The sequence below is a fragment of the Burkholderia sp. PAMC 26561 genome, assembly GCF_001557535.2.
Lineage (GTDB): Bacteria > Pseudomonadota > Gammaproteobacteria > Burkholderiales > Burkholderiaceae > Caballeronia.
The window spans coordinates 37,966-56,837 of sequence record NZ_CP014315.1; the positions used below are offsets into that span (position 1 = coordinate 37,966).

Consider the following 18,872-nt stretch of genomic DNA (forward strand, 5'->3'; position numbering starts at 1 on the left):
GTCATGTTGCGCCGTAGCGCATAGAAGCGATTTTCGTGTTTGCTCCGGGCGCTCAGCCAACCTCGGCCGCCCATGCTTCGGCGTCGGCGCCGGCCGGGATGCGCATCGGAGACGACGGATCGGTTGCCGCGCGCCAGACGGCTTCGGCAACGTCCTGTGACCGGGTGGTCGGTGCAGACGTGTCCTGGAACTGCGCGAAGACTTGCTTGACGACACCGGCGTAAGCCTCGTGGTCGAGACCATGCATGTGCGCGTGGGCGTTGTCGGCGAACCGGGTATCGGGCGCACGGCCCGGCAGCACCAGGCGCGCCCGCACGCCGAAGGGCTCGAGTTCCAGCGCCATTGCCTCGGTGAAGGCGTTTACCGCCGCCTTGCTTGCGCGGTAAGCGGAGATCAAAGGCATTGCCCTCAGCGTGACGCTCGACGTCACATTTACTACGACGCCGGCCTTGCGTTCCCGGAACTGCGGCAGCACCGCCTGCGTCACCGCGATCGTGCCAAACGTGTTGGTCTCGAAGATGCCGCGCACGGTCGCAATCGGGGTGAACTCCGCCGGAGATGCCGCACCGATGCCCGCGTTGTTGACAAGGACGTCGATAGGCCCGGCCGCCTCAATAGCCTTGCGGATGCTTTCCGGATCCGTGACGTCGAGCGCCAGCACGCGCAGCCGCTCTGAAGGCGGCAGTACATCGGCGCGGGGCGTGCGCATCGTGGCGATGACTTGCCAGTCGCGGGCCAGGAAATAGCGGGCTGTTTCAAGGCCGAATCCGGAAGAGCAACCCGTGATCAGTACGGTTTTCATGTGAACTCCTTTGTTGGGGTGGTGTGCGTATGGCTCCCACGATAGACCGCCGAACCAGTACTTGCTACAATCAAAAGTCCGAATTTCATCTGCAGGAGTCCGGCTGTGATCGACCCTTTGGCCGAAGTCGTGCTGCTGCTGCAGCCGAACGCCCGGTTTTCCAAACTGGTTTTTGGCGCCAGTCCCTGGCGCGTGAACCGCTCCGATGCCGGCCAGCCGTCCTATTGCGTGGTGCTCGAGGGCGGGTGCCGGGTTGCGATTGACGGACACGAGCCAATCGAGCTCATCTCCGGCGACTTCATGCTGATTCCCGCCGCGTATGGCGTTGCAATGTCCAGCCTCGTGCCGCCACCCCCGGGCGTCGAGACGCTGGCGCCCACCGCGCTCGGCAACAATGAATTCAGGATCGGGGACGCTGACAGCCCCATCGATACGCGGTTGATGGCGGGTCACTGCAGCTTCGGTTCACCGGACGCGTCCCTGCTGGTCGCGTTGCTGCCGCAAATCGTGCATGTCCGCGGCGAACAGCGGCTTGCCACTCTCGTGCAACTGGTAAGAGATGAATCACGCGGACAGCGGCCCGCTCGCGAGGTCGTGCTGTCGCGGTTGCTGGAGGTGCTGCTTATCGAGGCGTTGCGGTCCACGGCTGAGACGACGGCATCGCCGGGCCTGGTGCGGGGACTGTCCGATGCGCGCCTTGCGGCCGCGATCCGCGGTATGCACGCACAGCCGACGCGAGCATGGACGGTTGCCGAGCTCGCAAAAGAGGCCGCGCTGTCGCGATCGACCTTCTTCGAACGCTTCAACCGGGCGGTCGGCGTGGCGCCAATGGAATATCTGCTCACCTGGCGCATGGCGCTTGCGAAAGACCTGCTGCGCCGAAGTGAAGGCCGTGTCGCCGAGATCGCACAGCGCGTGGGCTACAGCTCCGCGAGCACTTTCAGCGTCGCCTTCACGCGGCACGTCGGGCGGCCGCCGTCGCAATATGCGCGCGAGGAACAGGTCGTCACCGACGACACGTGATCCGGAAGCGATGACGCATCAATGGGCGTCGCTTCGACGATGCCATCGAAACCCGATTAAGCATCAAGTCGTGCTCTCGACAGGTTGCGCAGCCGCGGACATCTTCCGGATGCGGTCCGCGATCGCGGCATCGACCGGTGTGTAGACGATCAATCCGAGATCCGGCCGGCCATCGACTGAAAACGATGAGTATTCCAGTTCAACAGTCCCGAGCTCCGGGTGCATCAGTTCCTTCGTTCCGTCTCCGTGACCGTGCACCTCGTTCTCCCGCCACAGGACTTCGAACTCCGGACTGGCCCTGCAAAGCTCGTCCACGAGTTCATTGACCTCAGACACGGCACCCGCCCGCGCGGCATCCGCCCTGAACGCACCGACAACAAACCGGGCGATGTTTTGCCAGTCATGCTGCTTGGCGCGAATAGCGGGATTGCAAAACAGGAAGCGCAAGATGTTGCGCTGATCTGCCGGCAGTGCGCCATAGTCGGTCAGCACGATGGCCGCGGCACGGTTCCACGCAACGACGTCCCAGGTAGCGGTCTTGATCAGAGCGGGACTTCCATCGAGCGAATCGAGCAGGCGCTGCAGCCGGGGACTGACACCGTCTACAGACGTATAGCGGACTTCCGGCGGCCGTCCCAGCCCCAATACGAAAAGATATTCGCGCTCCGGCTCCGTCAGCATCAACGCGCCGGCGATCCGGTCCAATACGTCTGACGATGGCGCGCCGCCACGTCCCTGTTCCAGCCACGTGTACCAGGTCGGGCTGATATGCGCCCGCAATGCAACCTCTTCCCTGCGCAACCCCGGCGTGCGCCTGGGTCCCGAAAACCCGAACGCGGCCGGGTCCAGCCGCGTTCGGCGGTTGCGTAGAAAGACTCCTAAGGAACTGGGCGTGCTGATCGGCATGAGGACCCTGTTAGTCATCTTAATATGATGATCTCACTACTTTAAAGGAATAGAAAATCGCCGGATAGTAGGCTCCTTACTATCCAGCGAGGCAACAACCATGCGTATTTTTCTTACGGGCGCGACAGGATTCATCGGATCGGCTCTCGTTCCGGAACTCATTCAAGCAGGTCATCATGTTATCGGCATGACCCGTTCGGACGATGGAGCGCGCGCACTCGAAGCCGCCGGCGCCGGGGTGCATCGCGGCACGCTGGAGGATCCCGAAAGCCTGCGCAGCGGCGCAGCGCAAGCGGATGCGGTCATTCATACTGCGTTCGACCACGACTTCACCAAATTCGTCGAAAACTGTGAAAAGGACAAGTGCGCCATCGCCGCCCTTGGCTCCGCACTCGCAGGCTCCGACCGGCCCCTCGTCATCACCTCGGGAACGGGAATGGGCAGCGGTCAGCACGGCGAACCGGCGCTCGAAGACGTCTTCAATACCAGTCATCCCAATCCACGTATTGCGTCGGAACTAGCCGGGAATGCGCTTCTCGAGACGGGCATCAATGTGTCCGTCGTGCGGCTGCCCCAGGTCCACAATCCATTCAAGCAGGGACTGATTTCGCCGCTCGTCGCAGTCGCACGCGAGAAAGGCGTCTCGGCCTATGTGGGCGACGGCCTCAACCGCTGGCCAGCCGGTCACCTTTCCGATGTTGCACGTCTCTACCGGCTCGCAGTGGAGGCAGGCAATCAGGGGGCGCGTTATCACGCAGTGGGCGAAGAAGGCATCACGAGCCGGGCTATCGCAGAATCCCTCGGCCGGGGCCTGAATCTGCCGGTCGCTTCGATCACCGCGGAGGAAGCAGCGGCACATTTCGGATGGATGGGAATGTTCGTCGGCCTCGATATGCCGGCATCCAGCGCCCTCACGCAAGCTCGATTGGGCTGGATTCCGACGGGGCCGACGCTTATCGAGGATCTGAACCAAGCGCGGTTCGTCTGATCAGCGCGTTCGCGGCGGCCTCGGGACGTGGAACCCAAAGCAGGCCCCTGGGTGAAAACGTGACGAGACGGTCAGTCCGCGCGCCGACGGGCCGAAATAGCGGATGCAGTCGACACCACCAGGTCCGCAAAGCGCTGTTCGTCGCGATCGGCGTGCCAGCGTGAGCGCGCGACGGCAATGTTCACCGCGCCGATGCCTCGGCCATGCGCGTTGGTGATGGCCGCGGCAGTCGAGATATCGGCGACGAAATATTCGTCTTCCGTATGCGCATAGCCCTGCTTGCGGATCTGCACAAGGCGCTCCTTGATCTTGCGCGGCTGATGCACGGTGGATGCGGTGTACTGGACAAGATTGGTGCGCGCCAGGATATCGTCGACCTCTCCATCCGGCAGCGTGGCAAGGATCGCGAGACCAGGCGCCGTGCAATACGCCGGCAACCGCGAGCCTGTGATCACGTGCGCATTGAACACGTTGCGACTGACAATCCGCAGCACAAACACGATGTCGACGTCGTCGAGCACGGTCAGATTAGTGGCCTCTTCCGTCTCTGAGCCGAGTTGCTGAAGATACGGCGTGGCCCGGCTTACCAGCTCGTTGGAAGTCAGATAGTGATAAGTGAAATCGAGCAGCTTGGGCGACAGTTCGTACTTGCGGCTGTCCGGGTCCTTGAACAGGTAGCCAAGCGCCGACAGCGTGAACGTGAAGCGTTGCGTGGCGCTTGTGTCGAAACCGGTCAGTGCGGAGATTTCGGAAAGCGATAATTGCCGCTTGCTGCCGTCGAACGCGGTCAGCACGCGCATGGCCTTTTCAACCGATTGCACGAAGAGCGATGACTCCGTCGGATCGCTCGCCTTTTCCTCGCCGGAAACGGCGAGTGGCGCATTGGACTTGCGGCGGCTGGTGGGCGGGGCGGATCTCACGTTCTTGTTCTCAGCATCGGTCAGGCACGGGCTCGCATTATCGCATGTCGCTGTACAGGTATCAGAATGAGATAACTGGCTGACTGCGCCTTGCTCCGCTCTGATAGAGCTTCAGCGGCGCAGCCTGTCCCATGCGTTACCCACGTCCCGCGAAAGCAGATGCTTGCGGATCCGTTCGCTCGCGGTGAGTTCGAACTGCTCGACAGCCCGGTAATATCGCGGCAGCTGAAAGCTTGCGAGGCGCTCGGAAGCCCATGCATGGAGCGCTTCCCAGTCTATGGCTGCGTCCTTGAACTGCACATCCAGAAGGATGTCCTGCTCCCCCACCAATGTCGCCACGCCAATTGCGGCGCTCGCCTTGACCGCCGGATGCCCGGCAAACACCCGCTCGATCTCCCACGCCGAAACGTTCTCGCCGCGCACCCGCATGCTGTCGGTTCGCCGTCCAATGAAAAACAGATCGCCGTCCGCGTCGCGCCGCGCGTGGTCGCCGGTGTGCAGCTTGCCATCGCGCAACGCGGCGCGGGTTGCTTCGTCGTTCTTCAGATACGCGGGCAACAACGCCCCCTCCACTTTACTTGTCAGCACGATTTCGCCGGGCTCGCCGTTCGCAACCGGGCGGCCCTGCTCGTCCAGAAGTTCGAGGTCGAACCACGGCAGCGCCTTTCCGATCGAACCCGCTTTGCCCGTTGCATTGAGCGTCGCAAAGCTCGAGCATTCGGTCATGCCGTAGCATTCCCGCAGCCGGACGCCCAGGCGCTCTTCTGTGGCGTGCCACGCGGCGGCGCCGACACCCGCGCCCCATGCCACGCGCAGTGCATGATCGCGCGGCTGTGCATCGCGGGGCAACTGCATCAGGATGTCGAGTATGCCGCCCAGGTAATGCAACTGCGTCGCGCCCGCGCGTGTCACCTGCGGCCAGAACTGCGAGGCGGAGAAGCGCGGCACCACATGCAACGTGACGGACGCGAGAAACGGCAGCAGCAGCATCTGTGCGCCGCCGATATGGCACAGCGGCTCCCACATGAAAAGACGGTCGCCGGCGCGCACGTCGGCGACCTTCAAAGCGGCTTCGCTGGCGATACGCATCATCCTGTGCGTGAACAGGACGCCCTTCGGCGCACCCGTCGTGCCGGACGTGTAGATGATGCAAAACGGATCGTGCACGCCAATGTCCGGCGTGTACAGTGTGGCAGTCGCGGCGTGTGCAGCGACATCCGGCAAGCGCTCGCGCCGCGCTTCGCCGCAATCGATCTGCGCGGTGACGGCATCGAATTCCTGATCGAATACGAAGAGCTTCGGCTCGGCATGCTGAAGCAGATACTCAAGGCCCGTTCCCCGCAGCCGGGTATTGACCGGCACCCATACGACCCCGCTCAGGATCAGCGCATAGATCAGATAGATGTGCTCCGGGCTGTTTCCGAGCATCACCGCGACGCGGTCGCCCTGTTCGATTCCGGTGTGCTTGAACCATGCCTGCAACTGTCCGATATGTCTCACCGCTTCGTCGCAGCGGATGGTGCGGTTTTCGTAATGCAGGAAGATACGCGCAGGGTCTGCAAAGAGGCCCGCCGCCAGAAGCGCAACGCAATCGAGTTCGTCTTGCGGATGACGATGTGGAAAATAATCGGAATAGCAATGCATGTCTTTTAAGTCGTCGATTGTGCAATGTCAGCGCGTGCGGCGCTTGAGCCAGGAAGAAACGGAAATCACCAGCGCAATCAGTACGACAAGGGTCGTTGAAACCGCAGCCAGTGTCGGCGTGATCGCCAGTTGAATGTCGTCCCACATTTGCTTGGGCAGGGTCGTGTTGATTCCACCGCTCACAAAGATGGCGATCGTCAGATCATCGAACGACACGAGGAAAGCGAACAGGAACGCGGCGCTCACGCTCGCCATCAGAAGCGGCAGCACCACGGTGCGGATTCGCTGGAATGAAGACGCGCCCATGACGCGTGCCGCATCGTCCAGACGCCAGTCGAAGCGCTGGAAACCGGCCGCGAGCGTCACGACCACATATGGAATCGCCAGCACCGTATGGCCGATGATCAGGCCGGTATTGGTTCCCGTCAGCCCGAACCGGCTCAGCAAATACAGGAGCCCGACCGCAACGACGATGCGCGGCACGATCAACGGCGCGACCATCAACGCGAAAACCGGTTTGACGGCGCGCTGCGGCATGCGCGTCATCGCGAGGGTCGCGCCGAATCCGAGCACGACCGACAGCACCGCTGTTCCGAATCCCACCACGAACGAGCGGATCACCGCGCTCTGCCAGACCGGCGACCCGAGGAAAGTGCCGAACCAGCGCACACTGAAAAGCTTCGGGGGAAAGGCGATAAAGTCGCCGCGCGTGAACGCATACGGAATCACCGACAGCACCGGCACGACCAGCACGATCATGACCGCGATAGTGAAGAGGCCGAGCGGACTGACGAGACGGACACCGTCACCTTGCCGGAAAGTTTCGCGCCGCCTTGCGAGCGGCGCGCAGATACGTCCCACCCAGATCAGCAGCGCGAGCTTGAGCCCTTGCGCGCGTGACGTGCGCTGGCGTTCGCGCACTTCGCCCGTCAGCGACGTCAGGCCGACCATGCGGTCATACAGGAAGAAAATCGCAATCGAGCATATCAACAGCACCGTCGAAAGCGCGCCGGCAAAATGCATGTCGAACAGTTCGAGTACCGACGAGATCACCAGTTGCGCGATCATCGTCTCGCGTGGCGAACCGAGCAGCGCGGGCACGATAAAAAAGCCGAGACTGGAGACAAACACGAGCAGTCCGGCCGCGGCCACACCCGGTGACGAGAGCGGCAGGAACATCGTGAAGAAGCTCGTGCTGCGCTCGGCGCCGAGCGTTTCGGCGGCCTGCGAAAGGCGCTCGTCGATGCCGCGCATCACTGGCAGCATCGTCATGACGGCCAGCGGCAGCATTGAATGCACCATGCCGATCAGCACGCCCGTCAGCGACGGAATCGTGCCGGTCGTCTCATGAACGAGGCCGAGTGCAAGTGCTATCGAGGAAAGAACGCCGGTCTTCGACAGCAGCAGCATCCACGCATAAGTCTTGACCAGATAGCTGGTCCAGAAGGGCAGCATGATCCACAGCAGCCAGCGCTCGCGCACACGGTCCGAGACGCGGCTCAGCAAATAAGCGACCGGGTATCCAAGCACGACCGAGAATGCCGCCGTGAGCAGTGAGATCGAGAATGTGGTCCACAGCACCTTGGCATAGACAGGCGTGCGGGCGATACGGGCGAACTGCCCGAAGCCGTACGTGCCGTCGCTGTTGACGAGGCCGCCTTGCAGGATCTCGCCCACGGGCAAGATGAAGAACACCAGCAGGAACAGCAAGGTCGGCACAACCGGTGCGAAGCGCAACGAAGCGGCGAGCCAGGCGCTTCGCCGCCGCGCAGTGTCGGTGGAACGCGGCACACGTATGGCGAGAGTCATGAAAATTCCTTTGCGGCGCTAAGCGTCACGCATGAAGCAGCGTGGTGCGGTATGGGTCCCATGTCAGGCCCACCGTGTCTCCAATGCGCGGACTGAGCGTGCGTGCGCAACGCGCCGTGAGTTCGCTGCCATCGGGCAGCGACAGTTGCACGTGCGTGTCGCTGCCGAAGAACACAATGTCGTCGATACGGCCATCGACAAAACCGCGCTTCGGCTCGACGAACTCCAGCGCCTCGGGCCGCAGCAGCAAGGTATGGCGTGCGGCTTGACCGGGCTTCGCGGTGCGCGGCAGCGGAATGCGGCCGCCGGCCACGAGCAGGATGGGCTCGCCGCTTGCATCAGGCGTGTCCGCGAGCGCGCCTTCGAGCAGATTCGAATGGCCGATGAAACCAGCCGCGAAGCGCGTCGCGGGCCGATCGTACAAATCGGCGGGTGTGCCGATCTGCTCGATGCGCGCATCGTTCATCAGGCAGATGCGGTCCGAAAGCGTGAGTGCTTCGTCCTGATCGTGCGTCACATAGACGAAGGTCGCACCGAGCTCCTTGTGGAGACGGCGTATTTCCGCCTGCATGTGCTCACGCAGCTTTTTATCGAGTGCGCCGAGCGGCTCGTCGAGCAAAATCACCGACGGACGGTAGGCGAAGCAGCGCGCGAGTGCGATGCGCTGCTGCTGCCCGCCGGACAGCTCCTTTGGAAACCGCCCTTTGTATTCGCTCATGCGCACCATTTCGAGCGCGCCTTCCACTGCCTCGCGCACGTCCTCGCGCGACTTGCGGCGCATTCGCAAGCCGTAAGCGACGTTGTCCCACACGCTCATGTGCGGAAACAGCGCATAGCTTTGGAACACCATGCCGATGCCGCGCTTGCCCGGTTCGACGTGCGTCACATCTCGTCCGTCTATCTCGATGCGCCCGGCGCTGGGCGCGACCAGCCCCGAAATCATCTGGAGCAGCGTGGTCTTGCCCGACCCGGAAGGACCGAGCAGCGTCAGGAATTCGCCGGCCTGCACGGTCATGCTGGTCGGCTCCAGCGCGACGGTATCGCCGTAACGCTTGGTCAGCCCGATCGCTTCCAGTTTTGCGCTCATCGTTGCACCTTTACGAAATGATCCACGTATTGAAGCGTTCAGTGACCTTCTGGCGATTCTCCTGCCACCACTGCGGACTTGGCAGCTTCATGTCGCGGATGTTGTCCGGCGCAGTCGGCAACAAGGGAACGCGCTGCGGCGGGATGGTTTCGAACGACTTGCGGTTGGTGGGTCCGTAAGCAAGTGTCTGCGTGAGGAGCGCCTGACGCTTTGCGTCCGCGCAGAAGCGCACGAACTGCTTCGCCATCTCGGCGCGCGGCGTGCCTTTGGGAATACCCCATCCTTCGATGGAATACAGGCCCTGATTCCAGACGATCCTGACCGGCGCACCGCCGTCGATCGCGGACTGCGCGCGGCCGTTCCATAGTGAAATCATGTCGACGTCGCCACTCTGGATTGCCTGCATGGACTGCGCACCCGAAGTCCACCAGATCGCAATATGCGGTTTGATCTTGTCGAGACTCTTGAATGCGCGGTCGACGTCGAGCGGATAGAGCTTGTCGAGCGGCACGCCGTCGGCGAGCAACGCTTGCTCCAGCGTGTCGAGCGGACTGCGCCGCAGGCAGCGGCGGCCCGGAAAACGCTTGACGTCCCAGAAGTCCGCCCACGATTTCGGGCCGTTCGCCTGGAATTTGTCGGTGCGGTACGCGAGCACCGTGGAATAGACGTCCACGCCCAGCCAGTTGGGCGTGATCGCTTCGGGCATCACATCCGGGAAGTCGGACGGCTTGAGGCCGATGGGCTCCATCAGGCCCTTCGCTTCGAGGTATGGAATGTCGGCGGAAAGCGTGAGTGTGGTCACGTCCCACACATAGTTTTTCGTCTTTACCATCGCTTCGAACTGCGCGACCGGCTGCGACTCGCGTGCAACGCTTACCACCTTGATGCCCGTCGCTTTTTCGAACGGATCGTAAAACGCCTGACGATACGCAGTCGTATAAGGGCCGCCCGGGTCCGACACGACAATCTGCTTGTCGTCCGCGCGGACAAGCACCGGCATTGCACCCGCGAGCGCAAGTGCGCCTGCACCCTGCAACAGTCGGCGCCGCTTTTCGTTGAAGTGTTGCGTCATTGCCATGGTCTCCCGCTCGATGGTTCAGTAGATGAAACGCAACCGGCTCACTTCGCGCGCTTGCGGAAGAACTCTTCCATCATGCGAGCGGGTTCGCCCGAATCGTAGGCTTCGCGCTGAATGCGAGCGCCCGCTTCTATGCAGTCCTGAAAACCCGGCTCGGTCATTTCGCGGAATCGCTGTTTATCCAGACGCATTGCAACCGGCGGTTTGTTGCCCAGGTCGGTCGCGATCTCGAGCGCTTTTTCCAGTACCTTTTCTTCGGCCACGATGTGGTGAATCAGGCCGATCTGCTTGCATTCATCGGCGTCCATCAGGCGGCCCGTGAGCGTCAGTTCGATCGTGCGCGACATGCCGAGCATGGAGTTCATGATCCACGGACCGGTCGTGCTCGCGATACCCGCGTTGATTTCCGGCTGGCCCATGCGCACGCCCGGATGACCGACGCGGATGTCGCCAAGCAGCGCCACCTGGAACGCCGAGCCCGCTGCCGTGCCGTTCAGCGCCATCACCAGCGGCTTCTTGAGGCCGCGCAGCGCAGCGTAGTAACGCTGCCATTCCTTGACCCAGGCGACCGCACGTTCGCCGTCGAAGTCATGGGCCTCCGAGAGATCCTGCCCGGCAGAAAAGGCGCGGTTGCCGGCGCCCGTCATGATGATCGCCGTGACATTGTCGTCAGCGTCGAAGCGTTCCAGTGCGTCGATGATCGCGTTGCGCATCGGCGTGGTCCACGCATTGAGTTTTTCCGGACGATTGAGCGTGATGATCGCTACACGTTCATGGCGGGATACCAAAATGTCTTCAGTCATTTTTTATCGCATCGCAATAGTTGTTGGGTGACATTCAATATACGTTGAGCAAAAACAGAGCGCAAGCAGGAGTTTTCACCTGTCTGCCGGCGTGACACACGCGCTTAAGAACTGTCCTATTGGTTTCCCGGGTGGAGAATTCCTGCGCTAGAATTACTGTATATTTGTACAGTACTCAGCAAGAGGTCCCCCGTGAACTCCGCCTTCGGCAATCCAGAGAAACTCCCGCAGTCCAGCAAGGCGTCGTGCCGTCTCGACGCCCTGATCGACTCGACCACGCATCCCGGTTTGGGGGGAATCGCCTTGTGGCGCGGGTCGCAGCTTGCCCGCTCGCACGGACAGACGGTCGACACGGGCTATGCCGTGCTTTCCGCTGAATTGCCCGGCGGCGGCTGGCCCCTGGGCACGCTGATCGAGTTGCTGGTGCAGCAGCCGGGCGTGGGCGAAGTCAGGCTGCTGCGCCCGGCGCTCGCCGCCGTGAGCAAACGCCCGATCGCGCTCGTGCAGCCGCCCCATATTCCGAACTCGCTTGCGTTCGCCTACCTAGGCGTGCCGCTCGACAAACTGCTCCGGTTGCGTGCGGCAAAAATGGCCGATGCCCTCTGGTCAGCCGAGCAAATTCTCAAGGCCGGCAGTTGCGGCGCACTCGTTTTCTGGCAGCAACATATGCGCACCGAGTCGCTGCGGCGTCTGCACCTGGCCGCGCAGTCGTCAGAAACACTGTTCATGGTGGTGCGCCCGCTTGCGTGCGCGCCGGATTCGTCGCCGGCTACGTTGCGGCTGGCGGTGCGTCCGGCGGGCAGCGGCATTGTTGTCGATGTCATCAAGCGCAAAGGCCCGATCCGCACCGAAAGACTGTCAGTCACCCTGCAACCCTCTCCCATTTTGTTGAGCCCCCATGCCCGTGTACGTCGGCATCCATCTACCGCGGTTGTCGCTGGAAGTGTTCCGTCCACGCTGGTCGCGTAGGCCTGAACACGGCTGCGTCGTCCTCGACCACGACAAGGTCCTGATCGCGGACCCGGGTGCTCGCGAGGCCGGCGTGTGCCTCGGCATGAAGCGCGGCGGCGTGCTCACGTTGGCGCCCGACACGCTGATGTTCGAGCGCGACCTGGTCAAGGAACAGGACGTGATGCGCGAGGCCGCTTTTTCGTTGATGAAGTTCTCGCCCATGGTCGCGTTGTGCGACGAGGAAACCATCGTTGTGGATGTAACGGCGAGCTTGCGGCTGTTTGGCGGTATCGTGAAGTTGTGCCAGCAGATGCGGGATATCGTCGATGCAATCGGTCTCAGTGCGCGCGTGAGTACATCGCCGACGGGTCAGGGCGCCTGGCTGCTTGCCAAAAGCGCGGGCCGTGCCCACATCAGGCGGCGCGTGCTGAAAATGGCGTCGCTCGAACGCAAGCTCGGCGCGCTGCCGTTTCAGTCCGTACAGGAAGTGCGCGCGTTCGCCGACTGGTTTTCGGGGCTCGGCTGCAAGACGCTGAACGACATCCGGCGCCTGCCGCGCGCAGGCCTGAAAAAACGCTGCGGCGTCGCGCTGCTCGACTCACTGGATCGCGCTTACGGCATCGCGCCCGAGTTGTACGAGTGGCTGGCCGTGCCGCCGGCGTTCAGTGCGCGTATCGAGTTGCCGGATCGCATCGAAAATGCGGAAGCCATGCTGTTTTCCGCGCGCCGGCTGATCGTGCAAATGTGCGGCTGGCTGAGCACGCAGCAACTCGCGCTCACGCACGCCACGCTCACGCTGGAACATGAGCGCGGGCGCAGCGCCATCGACCCGACGATCATCCAGATCGCGCTTGCCGAACCGACCTGGCACGAACAGCATCTCGTGCGCCTGTTCAAGGAGCGGCTCGGGCGCACGGAACTCGTCGCGGCGGTCATTGCCATGCGGTTGAGCGCTGCAAAAATTCAGGCGGCCGAGCCGCCCACCGAGACGCTTTTCCCCGAACCCGGCGGCTCGCCCGAGGACCATAACCGGCTGCTGGAATTGCTGGTTGCAAGGCTTGGCGCCGAGAATGTGCTGCGGGCGGCGCCGTCGTCGGATCATCGGCCGGAATGCGCGAACCGCTGGATTTCCGTCACCGATACCTCTCTTCCCGCCAAGCCCGAAGGCATGCCGTCAGATCTGCCGCGTCCCGCATGGCTGCTTGAAAAACCACTGCAGTTGATGATGAAAAACCATCGGCCGTTTTATGGCTCGCCGCTGAAAACGGTGTCACCGGCGGAACGCATAGAAGCCGGATGGTTCGATAACAACCTGACCAGCCGCGATTATTTCGTCGCGCAGGCGAACGATCAAAGCTGCTACTGGATTTATCGTGAGCGGCCGGGCAGCGCGGAGGCCGACGACCCACGCTGGTTTCTCCACGGCCTCTTTGGATGACGCGCCGTGGATACGACCTTCTCCACGCTGCCCGCGTATGCGGAGCTATTTGCGTTTTCCAATTTCACATTTCTCCACGGTGCGTCGCGTGGAGAAGAGCTGGTCGCGCGCGCGGCTCAGCTTGGATACGCCGGTCTCGCGATCACCGACGAATGCTCGCTTGCGGGCGTCGTGCGCGCGCATGTGGAGGCGAAGCATCTCGACTTTCCGCTTGTGATCGGCTCGTATTTCAGGCTCGTCAATGCGGACCGGTCGCCGGCGTTCGGGCTCGTCTTGCTGGCGCAGAACCGCGAGGGTTACGGCAATTTGTCGGAGTTGATCACCATCGCGCGGATGCGCTCGAAAAAGGGCGAATACCTGCTCACGCCGAACGATCTCGCGCGCCCGGATAAAGAATTCGCCCATCTGCGCGGCATGCCGGATTGCCTCGCGATCCTCGTGCCCGATTTCCCAGCGAAAGAAGCCGCGCTCGATGCCCAGGTCGAATGGCTCGACACCACGTTTGCTCAACGCGCGTGGGTCGGCTTGACGCTGCATCAGCGTGCACTCGACGATATGCACAGAGGGACGGTCGAACACATTGCATCGCTTTATAAAGTACCCGTGGTCGCAACTGGCAACGTGGTGATGCACGTGCGTTCGCGCAAGCCGCTGCAGGACACCATGACGGCGATCCGCATTGGCAAGCCTGTGTCCCAGTGCGGTTACGAGCTCGCGCCGAACGCCGAGCAGCATCTGCGGTCACGGCTGCGGCTTGCTAATCTTTACCCTGAGCAAACCCTGCGGGAAACGCTCACCGTACTTTCGCGCTGCACTTTTTCACTGCAAGAACTCAAATATGAATACCCCGATGAACTCGTGCCCAAAGGCTATACATCGGCTTCCTATCTAAGGCAGGAAACGTATATTGGCGCGCAGCGCCGCTTTCCTTCAGGCGTGCCGCATGAAGTCCAGGCGCAGATAGAACACGAACTCGATCTGATCGTGGATCTGGAATACGAGCCGTATTTTCTTACCGTGTACGATCTCGTGCGCTTTGCGCGCAGTGAAAACATTCTGTGCCAGGGACGTGGATCGGCCGCGAATTCCGCCGTCTGCTATTGCCTCGGTGTGACCGAAGTGGATCCCGCAAGCAGCAGCATGCTGTTCGAGCGCTTCATCAGCAAGGAGCGCGGTGAGCCGCCGGATATCGATGTCGACTTCGAGCATCAGCGGCGCGAAGAAGTGATCCAGTACATCTACAGGAAATATGGGCGGGACCGGACGGCGATTGCGGCGGCGGTATCGACATACCGGCCGCGCGGCGCATTGCGTGAGACGGGCAAGGCGCTGGGTGTCGATCCGCAGATCGTGGATCGCGTCGCGAAGTCGCATCAATGGTTCGATACCAGTCAGGACTTGCTGCAACGCTTCATAGAATCCGGACTCGATCCGGAGAATCCGCTGATTCAGTCGTGGGCATCGCTTGCGGCGCAATTACTGAATTTTCCACGGCATTTGTCGCAGCATTCCGGCGGGTTTGTGATCAGCCGGGACAAGCTCACGCGGCTGGTTCCCATCGAAAACGCGGCGATGGCCGATCGTAGCGTCATTCAGTGGGACAAGGACGATCTGGAAGCGCTCGGCCTTTTGAAAGTCGATGTGCTTGCGCTCGGCATGCTGTCCGCAATCAGGCGCACGCTCGATATCATTTCGGAGAAACGCGGCGAGCACTTTGAGATGCAGGACATTCCACGTGAGGATAAAACGACTTACGAGATGATCTCGCGGGCGGATACCGTCGGCGTGTTCCAGATCGAATCGCGTGCGCAAATGTCGATGTTGCCGCGGCTCAAGCCGCAAAAATTTTATGATCTCGTGATCGAGGTTGCGATCGTGCGTCCGGGTCCGATTCAAGGCGGTGCCGTGCATCCCTATTTGCGCCGGCGCCAGGGATTTGAGCCGGTGACTTTTCCCAACGATGCCCTGAAGGTCGCGCTCGAAAGAACCCTCGGCGTGCCGATCTTCCAGGAACAAGTGATGCAGATCGCGATGATCGCGGCCGGTTTCACAGCCGGCGAAGCCGATGCCTTGCGTCGCGCGATGGCCGCCTGGAAACGCAAAGGCGGTCTCGGGAAATACTACGACCGGATCGTGAACGGCATGACCGAGCGCGGTTATGAAAGAGTCTTTGCAGAAGGCATATTCGAGCAGATCAAGGGCTTCGGTGAATACGGTTTTCCTGAAAGCCACGCGGCGAGTTTTGCATTGCTCGTGTATGTCAGCAGCTGGTTGAAGTGCCATGAGCCTGCGGCGTTTCTTGCCGCCATGCTCAACTCGCAGCCAATGGGTTTTTATTCGCCTTCGCAGCTCGTGCAAGATGCGCGGCGTCATGGCGTTGTCGTGCTTCCCGTCGATGTCACCATCAGCGGCTGGGATGCGGTGCTCGAGCGTGATGCCGATGGAAACAAGACCGCGGTGCGGATGGGTTTATCGCTGCTCAAGGGAATGCGCGATGGCTCAGCGGAGCGCATCGAAACGGCGCGTTCGGTGCGTCAGTTCACGAGCGTGGGGGACCTCGCGCAACGGGCGCAGCTCGACCGGCACGATCTGCAGGTGCTGGCTGCAGCGAATGCGCTGACATCGCTGGCGGGGAACCGGCGGGAAGCGCTTTGGCAATCGGTCGCCGCCGTACCCGACAAGGACATGCTGAACGATGCACGCATGGAAGACGCAACGCCTGTGCTGGGCGCTCCATCGGAAGCCGACGATATCATCAGCGACTACAAGACGGTCGGTTTATCGCTTGGACGCCATCCGCTTGAATTGCTGCGGGCGGAATTGCTTGCGCATCGATTGATGCCGGCGGCGACGTTGCACAGTTATCGCAATGGCAAGCTCGCGCGTGGTTGCGGTTTGGTGACCGTGAGGCAGCGGCCGGGGACCGCGAAGGGTGTGATGTTCGTCACGCTGGAAGACGAAACGGGAAATGTGAATGTGATCGTGTGGCCGAGTTTGCTGGAAAGGCAGCGGCGCGAGGCGCTGGGCGCGACGCTGCTTGCGGTGTATGGCACCTGGCAATGTGAAGGCGAGGTGAAGCACCTTGTTGCACAGCGGCTGGTGGATATGTCGCATATGCTGGGCGGGCTGGCCAGTGTTAGCCGGGATTTTCATTAAACCCTTTTCATGAACTCTTTACCCCACCTCCGCCAACATCGCCTTGACCGCGCTCATCGATTCCCGCCGCAATTCCTGCAAGTCGACGCCTTCGATAACATCATCTCTAACGACCTGCATACCCGCCGAAAACAACGCCGCCAACGACGGCCGTCCGCCCGATGCAACCGGCCCTATCGCCGGATCGTGCAGGCCGAAGTAACGCGGATCGTCCAGCCGATACACCGCCACATCCGCCGAAAATCCCACTGCAATCCGACCGACCTCCGGCAAACCCAGCACGTTCGCTCCACCCGCCGTGCCCCAGTGCACCACTTCATCCACCGTCGCGGCATCGGCGCCACCCTCAAAACTCCCACCCCGATAAACCGCCTGCGCCGCCATCCCGCGCCGCGCCCGTTGCGCGAGCCACGCCATGTGGACCTCTGAAATCATATCGGCAGCTTCATTCGATGCCGCACCGTCCACGCCGATGGACACCGGCACGCCTGCATCCGCCATCTCGCGGATCGGCGCGATGCCGCTGCCCAGACGTCCATTCGATTGCGGACAATGCGCCACGCCCGTGCGCGTTTGCGCGAGCATCGCGATTTCATCGGCATCGAGCTTCACGAGATGTGCGTACCAGACATCGCTGCCAAGCCAATCGTGCTCGCCGCAAAACGCAACCGGCGAACATGCGTGCATGGCATGCGCGCTGTCCTGATACGACACGGTCTCCGATAGATGACTGTGCAAACGCAACCCGAGCCGCCGGGCAACCGCCGCGGTCTGCCGCATCTCGGCCGGGGAGATGGAATACAAAACCGTGGTCGGCGCCATCACGACGCGGCGCATCGCCCGCGGCGATGCATCGTGATAAGTCGCCGCAAGCCGCTCGATATCCGCAATATACGAATCGATGGATTCAGGCCGCAACGCGCTCGGCAACTCGGCTTCCAGTTGCCGCGTTTTTGTCGCGCCGCCGCGCAGCAGCACGAAACGCAAGCCGAGCTTTTCGGCTTCATCGAAGAGAATGGCGGAACTGTCGAACGGCATGCCCGGGTAATACACGTAGTTGTGATCGGCGACCGTCGTGCAGCCCGAGCGCATCAACTCGATCATCCCGATGCGCGCCGCGAGACGGAACCGTTTTTCGTCGAACGATGCACGGAAGCGATACGGCGTTGCTGCAAGCCACGGGGTCAGCGATGCGTTGAGCCCGGCCGTATCACCCTTGAGCAAGGACTGAAACAGATGATGATGGGTGTTGACCCATGCCGGATAAACCACGCAATCGGTAGCGTCGATCACCGTCTCACTGGCATGCGGCACGAGCGCGCCGATTGCCTGGATAGTCTCGCCTTCAATGCGGATATCGGGGCCTGCCGCACGCGACGGATCGTCGGGGCTGCCTGCGCCACCGGTCATGATGGCCGCTGCATTTCGAATCAGGATACTCATGTAATCGCGCTCACAGTTCGCTTTCGTGCCAGCCGCGCAAACCGATGCGCGACACCCATGCGGTGATGCCAAACAGCACCACGCCTGTTACCGTAATCAGGAACAACGCAGCAAAGAGCCGCGGAATGTTCAACTGAAAACCCGCTTGCAGGATCTGATAAGCAAGCCCCGCGCCGCTGCCGCCCGTGCCGGCCACGAACTCGGCCACCACCGCGCCGATCAGCGACAACCCGCTCGATATGCGCAAGCCACCGAAGAAATACGGCAGCGCACTCGGAATGCGCAGGCGCACGAGCGTCTGCCAACGTGTCGCGCGATTGATGCGAAACAGGTTGATCAGCCCCGGGTTCACGCTACGCAACCCGAGCGCCGTGTTCGAGATGATCGGGAACAGGGCCACGAGCGTAGCGCAGATCACGAGTGCGAAGGTGGTGTCCTTCACCCAGATGATGATGAGCGGCGCAATCGCGACGATCGGCGTGACTTGCAAAAGAATCGCGTACGGGAAAAAACTCGCTTCGATCAATGGACTCTGCACGAACAGCAACGCAATCGTCACGCCAATCACGGTTGCAAGCGCGAACGCGAGCAACGTGATCTTGAGCGTTGCAGCCAGCGCCGCGAGCAGCATCGGGCCGTCTTTCAGCAACTGGATTGCAATGTCGTGCGGCGCGGGTACGAGATAAACCGGCACTTTGAACAACGCGCACCAGCCTTCCCATAACAGCAACATCACAATGCCGACGAACCAGGGCGCTGCGGCTTTCATTGCCCCGGGACGATGCAAGAGCGGCCGCCTCTCGACCTTCGATAACCGTTTCATG

General features: G+C 61.8%; 15 protein-coding genes. 5 read left to right on the forward strand and 10 right to left on the reverse strand.

Going from position 1 to position 18,872, the window contains the following annotated elements; translation table 11 throughout:
• Positions 1 to 52: 52 nt before the first annotated feature.
• Positions 53 to 802, reverse strand: a complete 750-nt coding sequence (locus AXG89_RS34800) for an SDR family oxidoreductase (RefSeq protein ID WP_062001515.1) — start codon at positions 800 to 802, stop codon at positions 53 to 55.
• A gap of 105 nt (positions 803 to 907) precedes the next feature.
• Between AXG89_RS34800 and AXG89_RS34805 the strand changes: the two genes are divergently transcribed.
• On the forward strand, positions 908 to 1,825 hold the full coding sequence (locus AXG89_RS34805; RefSeq protein WP_075358033.1) for an AraC family transcriptional regulator: 918 nt from the start codon (positions 908 to 910) through the stop codon (positions 1,823 to 1,825).
• A 63-nt stretch (positions 1,826 to 1,888) separates the two neighbouring features.
• Here the strand turns inward: AXG89_RS34805 and AXG89_RS34810 are convergent, their stop codons facing one another.
• Positions 1,889 to 2,731, reverse strand: a complete 843-nt coding sequence (locus AXG89_RS34810) for a helix-turn-helix transcriptional regulator (RefSeq protein ID WP_062001513.1) — start codon at positions 2,729 to 2,731, stop codon at positions 1,889 to 1,891.
• 100 nt (positions 2,732 to 2,831) lie between these two features.
• Between AXG89_RS34810 and AXG89_RS34815 the strand changes: the two genes are divergently transcribed.
• A complete protein-coding gene (locus AXG89_RS34815) occupies positions 2,832 to 3,719 on the forward strand; it encodes an SDR family oxidoreductase (RefSeq protein ID WP_062001512.1) in 888 nt (295 codons plus the stop codon).
• 71 nt (positions 3,720 to 3,790) lie between these two features.
• On the opposite strand, the gene AXG89_RS34820 is transcribed toward AXG89_RS34815, so the two are convergent.
• The 6 genes from AXG89_RS34820 to AXG89_RS34845 all read right to left on the reverse strand — a co-directional run bounded on the left by AXG89_RS34820 (position 3,791) and on the right by AXG89_RS34845 (position 11,060).
• Positions 3,791 to 4,639, reverse strand: coding sequence for an IclR family transcriptional regulator (locus tag AXG89_RS34820; RefSeq protein WP_231941515.1), 849 nt, complete (start codon positions 4,637 to 4,639; stop codon positions 3,791 to 3,793).
• Between the two features lie 111 nt (positions 4,640 to 4,750).
• Positions 4,751 to 6,283: an AMP-binding protein gene (locus AXG89_RS34825; RefSeq protein ID WP_075358034.1), complete on the reverse strand. Its 1,533-nt coding sequence runs from the start codon at positions 6,281 to 6,283 to the stop codon at positions 4,751 to 4,753.
• 27 nt (positions 6,284 to 6,310) lie between these two features.
• Positions 6,311 to 8,092, reverse strand: coding sequence for an ABC transporter permease subunit (locus AXG89_RS34830; RefSeq protein ID WP_075358035.1), 1,782 nt, complete (start codon positions 8,090 to 8,092; stop codon positions 6,311 to 6,313).
• 25 nt (positions 8,093 to 8,117) lie between these two features.
• On the reverse strand, positions 8,118 to 9,179 hold the full coding sequence (locus tag AXG89_RS34835; RefSeq protein ID WP_062001507.1) for an ABC transporter ATP-binding protein: 1,062 nt from the start codon (positions 9,177 to 9,179) through the stop codon (positions 8,118 to 8,120).
• A gap of 10 nt (positions 9,180 to 9,189) precedes the next feature.
• Positions 9,190 to 10,251 carry an ABC transporter substrate-binding protein gene (locus AXG89_RS34840; protein WP_119024865.1) on the reverse strand — a complete coding sequence of 354 codons (1,062 nt, stop codon included), beginning with the start codon at positions 10,249 to 10,251 and terminating at the stop codon, positions 9,190 to 9,192.
• A gap of 47 nt (positions 10,252 to 10,298) precedes the next feature.
• Positions 10,299 to 11,060 carry an enoyl-CoA hydratase/isomerase family protein gene (locus AXG89_RS34845; RefSeq protein ID WP_062001506.1) on the reverse strand — a complete coding sequence of 254 codons (762 nt, stop codon included), beginning with the start codon at positions 11,058 to 11,060 and terminating at the stop codon, positions 10,299 to 10,301.
• A 261-nt stretch (positions 11,061 to 11,321) separates the two neighbouring features.
• On the opposite strand from AXG89_RS34845, the gene imuA reads away from it, so the two are divergent.
• Genes imuA through AXG89_RS34860 form a run of 3 tightly spaced genes read left to right on the forward strand, consistent with a single transcriptional unit; the run spans position 11,322 to position 16,605 of the window.
• On the forward strand, positions 11,322 to 12,029 hold the full coding sequence (gene imuA, locus AXG89_RS34850; RefSeq protein ID WP_119024866.1) for a translesion DNA synthesis-associated protein ImuA: 708 nt from the start codon (positions 11,322 to 11,324) through the stop codon (positions 12,027 to 12,029).
• On the forward strand, positions 11,959 to 13,449 hold the full coding sequence (locus tag AXG89_RS34855; protein ID WP_062001505.1) for a Y-family DNA polymerase: 1,491 nt from the start codon (positions 11,959 to 11,961) through the stop codon (positions 13,447 to 13,449). The genes imuA and AXG89_RS34855 overlap by 71 nt, the downstream gene beginning before the upstream one ends.
• A 6-nt stretch (positions 13,450 to 13,455) precedes the next feature.
• On the forward strand, positions 13,456 to 16,605 hold the full coding sequence (locus tag AXG89_RS34860; RefSeq protein ID WP_062001504.1) for an error-prone DNA polymerase: 3,150 nt from the start codon (positions 13,456 to 13,458) through the stop codon (positions 16,603 to 16,605).
• A gap of 18 nt (positions 16,606 to 16,623) precedes the next feature.
• Here the strand turns inward: AXG89_RS34860 and AXG89_RS34865 are convergent, their stop codons facing one another.
• Complete coding sequence (locus AXG89_RS34865) at positions 16,624 to 18,048, reverse strand: amidohydrolase family protein (RefSeq protein ID WP_062001503.1); 1,425 nt, start codon at positions 18,046 to 18,048, stop codon at positions 16,624 to 16,626.
• Positions 18,049 to 18,058: 10 nt separating this feature from the next.
• On the reverse strand, positions 18,059 to 18,871 hold the full coding sequence (locus tag AXG89_RS34870) for an ABC transporter permease (protein ID WP_062002307.1): 813 nt from the start codon (positions 18,869 to 18,871) through the stop codon (positions 18,059 to 18,061).
• Between the last annotated feature and the right edge of the window lies 1 nt (position 18,872).

Bases quoted from the DNA above. Each gene is read 5' to 3' on its own strand.
- AXG89_RS34800 (WP_062001515.1), bottom strand. From the start codon at position 802: ATGAAAACCGTACTGATCACGGGTTGCTCTTCCGGATTCGGCCTTGAA.
- AXG89_RS34810 (WP_062001513.1), bottom strand. From the start codon at position 2,731: ATGCCGATCAGCACGCCCAGTTCCTTAGGAGTCTTTCTACGCAACCGC.
- AXG89_RS34815 (WP_062001512.1), top strand. From the start codon at position 2,832: ATGCGTATTTTTCTTACGGGCGCGACAGGATTCATCGGATCGGCTCTC.
- AXG89_RS34825 (WP_075358034.1), bottom strand. From the start codon at position 6,283: ATGCATTGCTATTCCGATTATTTTCCACATCGTCATCCGCAAGACGAA.
- AXG89_RS34830 (WP_075358035.1), bottom strand. From the start codon at position 8,092: ATGACTCTCGCCATACGTGTGCCGCGTTCCACCGACACTGCGCGGCGG.
- AXG89_RS34835 (WP_062001507.1), bottom strand. From the start codon at position 9,179: ATGAGCGCAAAACTGGAAGCGATCGGGCTGACCAAGCGTTACGGCGAT.
- AXG89_RS34840 (WP_119024865.1), bottom strand. From the start codon at position 10,251: ATGACGCAACACTTCAACGAAAAGCGGCGCCGACTGTTGCAGGGTGCA.
- AXG89_RS34845 (WP_062001506.1), bottom strand. From the start codon at position 11,060: ATGACTGAAGACATTTTGGTATCCCGCCATGAACGTGTAGCGATCATC.
- AXG89_RS34855 (WP_062001505.1), top strand. From the start codon at position 11,959: ATGCCCGTGTACGTCGGCATCCATCTACCGCGGTTGTCGCTGGAAGTG.
- AXG89_RS34865 (WP_062001503.1), bottom strand. From the start codon at position 18,048: ATGAGTATCCTGATTCGAAATGCAGCGGCCATCATGACCGGTGGCGCA.
- AXG89_RS34870 (WP_062002307.1), bottom strand. From the start codon at position 18,871: ATGAAACGGTTATCGAAGGTCGAGAGGCGGCCGCTCTTGCATCGTCCC.